7 protein-coding genes and 2 pseudogenes are annotated in these 7,813 nt (G+C 53.2%); 5 read left to right on the top strand and 4 right to left on the bottom strand.

Annotation, left to right across the window (positions count from 1 at the left end; all coding sequences use genetic code 11):
* Window positions 1-54: 54 nt before the first annotated feature.
* Window positions 55-294, bottom strand: a pseudogene (locus AC5SEO_RS26660) (methyl-accepting chemotaxis protein); the annotation flags it as partial.
* A 155-nt stretch (window positions 295-449) separates the two neighbouring features.
* Complete coding sequence (locus AC5SEO_RS26655) at window positions 450-2,063, bottom strand: ATP-dependent acyl-CoA ligase (RefSeq protein WP_495364195.1); 1,614 nt, start codon at window positions 2,061-2,063, stop codon at window positions 450-452.
* Window positions 2,064-2,259: 196 nt separating this feature from the next.
* Here AC5SEO_RS26655 and AC5SEO_RS26650 point away from each other — a divergent pair, with 196 nt between their 5' ends.
* On the top strand, window positions 2,260-2,769 hold the full coding sequence (locus AC5SEO_RS26650; RefSeq protein WP_025590999.1) for a MarR family winged helix-turn-helix transcriptional regulator: 510 nt from the start codon (window positions 2,260-2,262) through the stop codon (window positions 2,767-2,769).
* A gap of 150 nt (window positions 2,770-2,919) precedes the next feature.
* On the opposite strand, the gene AC5SEO_RS26645 is transcribed toward AC5SEO_RS26650, so the two are convergent.
* Window positions 2,920-3,831: a LysR family transcriptional regulator gene (locus AC5SEO_RS26645; protein ID WP_244434302.1), complete on the bottom strand. Its 912-nt coding sequence runs from the start codon at window positions 3,829-3,831 to the stop codon at window positions 2,920-2,922.
* A 184-nt stretch (window positions 3,832-4,015) separates the two neighbouring features.
* Here AC5SEO_RS26645 and AC5SEO_RS26640 point away from each other — a divergent pair, with 184 nt between their 5' ends.
* The 4 genes and pseudogenes from AC5SEO_RS26640 to AC5SEO_RS26625 all read left to right on the top strand — a co-directional run.
* Window positions 4,016-4,972 (top strand): dihydrodipicolinate synthase family protein, encoded by a 957-nt coding sequence (locus tag AC5SEO_RS26640; RefSeq protein ID WP_025591003.1) that lies wholly within the window; start codon window positions 4,016-4,018, stop codon window positions 4,970-4,972.
* Between the two features lie 19 nt (window positions 4,973-4,991).
* Entirely contained in the window at window positions 4,992-5,540 is a 549-nt protein-coding gene (locus tag AC5SEO_RS26635; RefSeq protein ID WP_025591005.1) for a 3-hydroxyanthranilate 3,4-dioxygenase, read from the top strand.
* Window positions 5,541-5,679: 139 nt separating this feature from the next.
* On the top strand, window positions 5,680-6,486 hold the full coding sequence (locus AC5SEO_RS26630) for an aspartate dehydrogenase (RefSeq protein ID WP_112155512.1): 807 nt from the start codon (window positions 5,680-5,682) through the stop codon (window positions 6,484-6,486).
* Between the two features lie 150 nt (window positions 6,487-6,636).
* Window positions 6,637-6,797, top strand: a pseudogene (locus AC5SEO_RS26625) (aminotransferase); the annotation flags it as partial.
* A gap of 283 nt (window positions 6,798-7,080) precedes the next feature.
* Here AC5SEO_RS26625 and AC5SEO_RS26620 read toward each other — a convergent pair.
* The gene (locus tag AC5SEO_RS26620) at window positions 7,081-7,794 is read right to left on the bottom strand and encodes an IS110 family RNA-guided transposase (RefSeq protein ID WP_495364194.1); all 714 of its coding nucleotides are present in this window, start codon (window positions 7,792-7,794) and stop codon (window positions 7,081-7,083) included.
* Window positions 7,795-7,813 lie beyond the last annotated feature (19 nt).

Below are 7,813 nucleotides of genomic sequence, written 5' to 3'. Positions count from 1 at the left end.
GCAGGGGTCCCTTTTGGGAGCCGATAAGGGGTCCCGTTACGACGCCGATTGACACAAGGCTAGCAGATTGGTCTGGAACGCAATCTCGTCGATCACACTGATGATGTTGGAGATTTGACTGGAGGCCTGCTCGATGCGCTCCATCGCCGTCACCGCGTTACGTACCACGGCACCTGACCTTTCTGCTTGGTCACGTGCATTGCGGACTACCGTGCGCGCCTCGCCTGTGCGGCGGGATGTTGACGTAACGTTCGAGGTGATCTCTTCCAGAGCCGCAGCTGTCTGTTCCAGGGTGCCGAGTATATTTCCCGGTACAGATGTATGTGAATATGTGTGGTCTGAGAACAAGGAAGAAACAGATCAGTGGACTACGGCGCTAGCCGCAGTCCACTGCAATAAGGCTTTTCCTGGCCCTAAAGGTCTGCCGAGCCAGTCAAAAGCACCACTCATTAACGTCTAAGCACGACACCTGCTGCCTCTCTGTCCCATGTTGTTTCGGTACGACCTCGCTCACGCAACTTGAATTTCTGAATTTTCCCGTTCTCAGTTCGCGGCATGTCATCCACATATTCAATGAAGCGAGGGATCGAGAAATAAGACATTCTTCCTTGGCAGAATTCGATGATCTCTTCTTTGGTAGGTTGATGACCCCCGCGCAGCACGATAGCTGCCATGACTTCATCTTCCGCCAGTTCGGATGCAACAGGAAACACAGCTGCGATCGCCACAGACGGGTGAGCAATCAGAACCTGCTCAACCTCGAACGAGGATATGTTTTCACCCCGTCGCCGGATAGCGTCTTTCATGCGATCTACGAAACGATAATATCCGTCTGGACTGCGTACCATGCGATCCCCGGTGTGTAGCCAGAGATTGCGCCAAACTTCGACCGTCTTGTCGGGCATGCCGAAATAGCCCAAGGACATAGCGAAAGGTTCTGTCGCGCGGATCAGGAATTCCCCGGCTTCGCCATCGGGTAGAGGGTTGTCGTGTTCGTCGACGATGATAGCCTCGAAGCCTTCTACAAGGCGACCAGCCCAACCGTGACGGCGATGCGTGCTTGTTGAAGCAATAACCGCATTACTCTCTGTGGTACCGTATCCTTCTAGAAGAACAATGCCAGTTCTGCGTTCGAATTCTTCGGACGCGTGTTGCGGAACGCCCGGCGCCAGAGCCGTTCGTATCGCATGATCTCTTTCCGCTTGCAATTCAGGTCTGGACAGCAGCATGGGAACCATGGCGCCCAGCAGGTAAGTGACAGTTGCCCCGGAAGCTCTCATCACATCCCAAAAGCCGGAAACGGAGAACTTCGGCTCTACGACTTGGGTTGCTCCATATATCAATGCCTGGAAAAATGAATTGATTGCGTTGGTATGAAACAACGGCAGAGGCGTATGAAGCACATCGCCCTTTTCGACACCCAGTTGCTTGCCCGTGTAAGTGCCCCACCAGAAAAATTGGCCGTGCGGGCAAACTACTCCCTTCGAGAGTCCGGTCGTTCCCGAGGTGTAAAGGATGGTCAATGGGTCGCTTGGGGCAATCTTTGCGGGTTCGACCTGAACGGTAGGCGCAGGAAAATCTCTGACGTCAACGGAAAGTTGAGGCCACGCAGTCTTATCTTTTTGATCGATTACCCAGATCGTCCTGACCTGGAGCGCGTCGAAATCGATTCCATCCAGCGCCTTCAAAAACTGTTCTTCAATGACAAGAAGTGCCGCGTTTGAGTTTGACAGGATATGTTGCAACTGAAAGCCACGTGAGGCCGTGTTGATAGGGACCGCAACACTGCCCATCCATCCGCATCCCAGGAAAACCGACATGAATTCCGGCCTGTTGGAGCAGATGAGGGCAACCCGGTCTCCCTTGCGAATACCCGTTTCCATCAACGCACCGGCATAACCGGCTGCCTGTTTGCGTGTACCGTCGAATGTCCAGCTTTCTCCAAGGCAAGAGAACAGGGTTTGATCCGAGAACGTTCTGCTTTGCTGCTCCAGAAGGCTCGGCAAAGTTCGTTCTGCAGCTGAGAACGCAGTTTTTGGATCAAACTCTACAGTCATCGTCATTCCCTGTTGGTCTTCTGGACGCCGACAAAGCGCCGGCGCGTGTGGCTTGAAAGATTTCCAAAGTGTTTATATGACAAATCATATAACTGTGTCGAGTCTGGTTATTGCATTTTTGCACGCGTTGTGCATGAAGCTAGCAGACCACCCGGCATATTGAATTAGATTGATCTTGTGACCAACGAGAAGGGAACGCGACATGAGCAACGATAGCCCGTTGCCCCACGGCGCTGACATTTCTGAACTCGAGCAGTATCTGCCTTATCTGCTCCACCTGGTGACTGCCAGTTTGAACAGTCGCTTCCTGGAGCGATTAAGACCATATGGTGTGACGGTACAAAGGTGGCGTGTTCTGATGGTGATCATGAACAAAGGGCCCCGAAACATCAGCGAACTGATCAAGCTTACCCTCATACCGCAGTCTGCACTCAGCCGGCTCATCGACCAGATGGAGCGCGATTCCTTGGTCCGGCGTCGGATTTCGGAGATCGACACGCGAGTTGTGCAAGTCGAGCTGACCGACCACGGACGCCAGATCTATCACACTCTGGCTCCGACTGCTTCACTGCATGCGCATGATATGATTGAGGGATTAACCCTGTTAGAGATCGACAACCTGTTTCTGACGCTGGATAAAATCCTCGCGAACTTGGGTGCAACAGTTGTTCGCACGCCCAAAGGGCAATCCAACGCTGGCTCAGGGACTTGAATGCAGGGTCGTCTCAGGTAGAGACGGCTCGCTTTCTTGGCTGAGGGGAGGGGATCCGGCGTTGAGTTTGCAGACTTACATGTTGCAGATGCTCAATCCTGGGCCTGGCTCTGGGCATGGGCTGTTTGATCTGAAGCGAAGGCATTCTTGCTAAAGAACTTCAGGAACCATTTCACGCAAGACACTCCGAAGCAGTGGACGAACCGCAGCCGCTGCAGGTGAGGCTGCACGTTCGCGGGCGGTAATAATGCTGACCTGCCGGGTAATGGCAGGATCTGTTAGTGGACGCGCGATGATGCGTCGATTGTTAAGCGCCGAAAAAGCATAGGTCGGAAGAACGGCAACCCCTATCTGATTTTCGACCAGCGAAAGAGCAGTGTGAATCTGATGGACCTCCATATAAGGCCTCAGGGCAAGGTTGGCTGATTCAAAGCCGATCTCGGTTAATAGCCGGATTTTGCTTTCTCGAGTGAGCGTGATGATCCGCTGGTTTTGCAGATCCGTCCAGCCCACTTCCTCTCTCGATCTGAATTCATGCTCCTGCCATGTGAAGAGGAGAAGCCGGTCAGAGAGGATATGTTGGCTGTCTATGTTCTCCTCATCGGAATTGAACGTGCCGACGCCCAGATCGCACAAGCCATTCCTGACTTTGTTTACGATCAGATCAACGCCAAGATCTTCGATGCTGAGCTTGAGATTAGGATAGACGCTCGCCATCTTCATTGTCAGACGAGGAAGCACGGTCGCCGCCAGAAGTGACGGTGCGGCTATGCGCACCAGTCCAGCGCGCAGCTTGCTCAGGTCGCGAACCGCCTCGATTGAGCGGTCCATTTCCGCCAATCCTGCCAGCGCACCTGCCGCAAAGATCTGACCTGCTTCCGTAAGTTCGACACGTCGTGTGGTGCGATCGAATAAGCGCGCGCCCAGAAGTGTCTCCAGATCGTTGATTGCATGGGACACGCTTGCTTGGCTAGTGCCAAGACGTTCTGCCGCACGAGAGAAGTTACCGAGCTCAACGACGGCCTGGAAGCTTCGAATTTGCCGGATATTGACCATCGTCATTCATACTCGAACAAACATAAATATATGCTTAAACGCCCAGTTCCTAAATAACACAATCTCCGCCTTAATGGCAATCAAGACGCATCATTTGACTGGCCATCTTGAGTGCTGGGCCACGTAACGCCGCCGGCATCCTCCGTACTGCCACAAAAGGCAAAGGAATGGGGCTTCTAGAGGAGAAACAATGAAATACGACCGTAAGAGCGCCAAGTCCTACTCGCGCGAGACAATGCGAGGCATTTGGGCTGCAGCCAATACCCCTTTCCGCGCCGATGGCTCGATTGATGAAAACGGATTCCAGAGAAACATGGAAACATGGATTACCGATCTTTCAATCGATGGATTCTTCATTGCAGGCAAGCAAGGCGAATTCTTTTCCATGTCCGTTGAAGAGCGTAAGCGCCTCTTCGACTTGTCGGTTGAAGCGTGCGACGGTCGTGCACAGACGATCATGTCTTGCTCAGATCAAAATCTCGATGTCGTCATCGATCTTGCAAAGCATGCGCAGGCGTGCGGAGCCGACTATATCGTCGTTCATGCTCCCGTTCTGAACTTCTTTAAAGCTCAGGACGAAACTTTGCTGCGGTACTATGAGACGATTGCCGCCAAGGTCGATATCGGAATGGCATTGTGGTCTCATCCGGATAGCGGCTATCTGATGAGTCCTGAACTTTGCAACCGTCTTGCCGATATCGAGACAGTTGTTGCTATCAAATATTCCGTCCCGAGGGACATGTACAAAGAGCTGACCCGATTGGCGAGTGACCGCATTCTGGTATCTACCGCGTCTGAGGAAGAGTGGCTCGAAAACGTTCTGGAGCTTGGCTGGCAGCTCTATCTCTGCTCGTCGCCGCCTTATACCTATCAAACCAAAAACGATCGACGAATGCGCGAATATACTGATCTGGCTTTTGCCGGCGAGGCTGGGCGCGCCCGCAGCGTGAGTGAAAGTCTCCAAAACGTACGAAATGCGTTCCGCAATTCTCGTCCTGCAGAAAAGCCGCACGCCCATCAAAAGTATTGGCAAGAACTGCTTGGACAGGTCGGCGGACCAGTGCGTGCCCCGCTTCTGGAACTGAATGATGCTGAGAAGCGGATCATCCGCGAAGCTTTTGAATCATGTGACCTTGCCAAGTCCTGAGATACGAGAGGATATAACGATGGCTAAACTGAGCGCTTTCAACCTGCAGAAATGGATCGCAGAACATCAGCATTTGCTGCAGCCTCCAGTCGGTAACCAGCAGATCTGGAAAGACGCGGATCTTATGGTGACGATCGTTGGTGGACCAAATCGCCGTACGGACTACCATGATGATCCTGTTGAGGAATTCTTCTATCAGCTCAAAGGTGACATGCTGCTCAAGCTTCATGACACCAAGACCGGGGAATTCTACGATGTTCCGATCCGGGAAGGTGATATCTTCCTGTTGCCTCCGCATGTGCGGCACTCGCCGCAACGCCCTCAGGAAGGCTCGATCGGCCTGGTGGTAGAACCAGCGCGGCCTGAAGGTGTTTTGGACGCAGTCGAATGGTACTGCTTTGAATGCTCAAACTTGGTCCATCGGGCGGAGGTAGATCTCGAGTCGATCGTTGATGATCTTCCTCCGATCTACAGCAAATTCTACGCCAGCGAGGAATTGCGAACCTGCAAGCATTGCGGAACGATTCATCCTGGCAAAACCCCGCCAGAGGGTTGGGTCAAGCTCTGATCGTCACCGCCATGACGGGCCAAGGGGAGGGGTGTCAACGCAGTTGAAATCGCTGCCTGCCCCTTCCTGGTCAACCTTGATTTTGAGTTGGCCAACTTCCGAATGAATATCGCGTCAGATTTGAATTGCACGGTGCAGAATGACTCAAACAGAAACAGTATGTCTCGTCGGATGGGGAGCCATCAGCCAGACGGTCGCCAATATGCTTGAGCAAAGACGCTCCGGTGCAAAGATCGTCGCCGTGGCGGTGAGGGACACTGCCAAAGCTCGTCCCGATCTGCCACAGGGTGCCAAGCTCATATCCAGCCCTGAAGAACTCGTTTCCACTGGTGCTCGACTCGTGGTCGAAGCTGCGGGTCGAGAAAGCGTGGCATCCTTCGGGCGGGCAGCTCTCTGCGCAAACATGGATTTCGCAGTGTCCTCAACCTCGGCCTTCGTCAACGAGGGTTTGTTGACAGAGTTGACCACGCTTGCGCGCAACAATGGACGGCAACTAATCCTCCCTCCCGGGGCGCTGGCCGGTCTCGATGCGCTTTCAGCCGCATCGAGACTGAGCCTTGATCGTGTGGAGCACAGGATTACCAAGCCGCCCGGTGCGTGGATCGGTACCGAAGCCGAGCGACTTTGCAATTTACATGAATTGAAGGAGGCAACGAGCATCTTTGTTGGAAGCGCTAGTCAGGCTGCTTCCAGGTTTCCTCAAAATGCAAATGTCGCGATCCTTAGCTCTCTTGCTGGAGTAGGCATCGAAAAGACACAAGTGTCGCTGGTTGCGGATGCCAAAGCAGCTCTAAACAGTCATGTGATCTATGTGGAAGGCAGCTTTGGGAATTTGAGCATCAATGTATCCAACAGACCTCTACCGGCCAATCCCAAATCATCCACGATGACCGCTCTAAACATCGTAAGAATGATTGAAAACAGACTTCCAGGCCTCGTGATCTGAGGTTTGAACATCGCCTCCCTTTTGTACCCGAGCAACGATACTGTTTGCCGCTGTCAGCATGGTTGTGCCGATCCGTTCGAGGTAGCTGTGAGCTTCGAGTTGCATTGGTTTGCTGTTGCCTATTTTCTAGTTCTAAAATCTCTAAACGACATTAGGAAAAGATCCCTTAGCGCGGCAGAGATCGAGCAGATACGTGCTGACACGCCAGGTGTAGCCATCGCATCCATCTCAATAACCCGGGTGCTGCGCTGATGCCCACACCTGTTGGGGCCGCAGTCACTGAATACCTCCACAGAGAGGCACAGATCGGAGAGTGGAGTTGCCCCTTAAAAACCGTGTGTGGACACCTCTCGCAATGCAAGTGATTTTTTCTTCGGTCATGAGCATGCGGTTGAGTTCCGTCGTGTGTCCGGCCTATTGAAGTGCATCGCTTTAGATGCTGGCCATTATGGTTCGTGCGGGGATTCGGTCCACATCGGACAGGCGTGCTCGGGGCACGTGGTTTTTAACTGGGTTTCCGATCCCGTCACTCTCAACTTTCGCCCATAAACCTCCGCTTAGATCACCCGCATGCCGACACTCTAGCCGCCGCAGTCAGACGGTAGCTGGAGATTCATATACCCCGCCGCGAGCCATCAACGCCCAAGCGACACGAGCAATTTTGTTTGCCAACGCCACTGCCACTAGCATCTTTGGTTTGCGCGCTAGCATTCGTCCAAGCCACGACTCTTTTTCACTGACCTGTTTGGCAGTGTGTCGAACAACTGCCATCGCGCCGATAATCAAGAGTCGCCTAAGATCACGTTGTCCCATCTTTGACGTCTTTCCAAGACGTGTTTTACCCCCTGTAGAATTCTGTTTCGGCGTGAGTCCAAGCCAGGCCGCAAAATCCCTGCCCTTGGAGAAGGTTGATGTATCTGGAGAAAGAGCGACCATTGCTGCGGCAGTTATCGGCCCTATCCCCGGAACCTTCATAAGCCGTCGTGCCGTTTCATCCGTGTGTGCGGCCTTTCTCACGACCTCGTCCAGTGTTTGAATGCGTTCATTGAGCATCTGAAGGTGCTTCAGTTCTCGACCGAGCTCGACAACTGCCTCCGGCAAATTTGGCTCCGGTTCGTGTAAAACTGCGGCAAGTTGGCGAATGTTTTGCGGGCCTGTTGGGACGACAATTCCGTATTCCGCAAAGTGTCCGCGAAGGGCATTTATAGTTTGCGTTCTCTGAGCCATCAAAAGGTCGCGAGTTTTGAACGCCATGGCTTGACTCTGCTGGCGGTGTTTAGCGGCAATCTCGATGAGATTCAGCGTCAATCAGGATGAGACTCGCGCC

This window comes from Agrobacterium sp. K11 (assembly GCF_059429395.1).
Note: the sequence above shows the minus strand (reverse complement) of the source record. Positions and strands in the feature narration are given on the sequence as shown.

Coding starts and splice junctions, on each gene's coding strand:
- AC5SEO_RS26655 (WP_495364195.1), bottom strand. CDS start 2,063: ATGACGATGACTGTAGAGTTTGATCCAAAAACTGCGTTCTCAGCTGCA.
- AC5SEO_RS26650 (WP_025590999.1), top strand. CDS start 2,260: ATGAGCAACGATAGCCCGTTGCCCCACGGCGCTGACATTTCTGAACTC.
- AC5SEO_RS26645 (WP_244434302.1), bottom strand. CDS start 3,831: ATGACGATGGTCAATATCCGGCAAATTCGAAGCTTCCAGGCCGTCGTT.
- AC5SEO_RS26640 (WP_025591003.1), top strand. CDS start 4,016: ATGAAATACGACCGTAAGAGCGCCAAGTCCTACTCGCGCGAGACAATG.
- AC5SEO_RS26635 (WP_025591005.1), top strand. CDS start 4,992: ATGGCTAAACTGAGCGCTTTCAACCTGCAGAAATGGATCGCAGAACAT.
- AC5SEO_RS26630 (WP_112155512.1), top strand. CDS start 5,680: ATGACTCAAACAGAAACAGTATGTCTCGTCGGATGGGGAGCCATCAGC.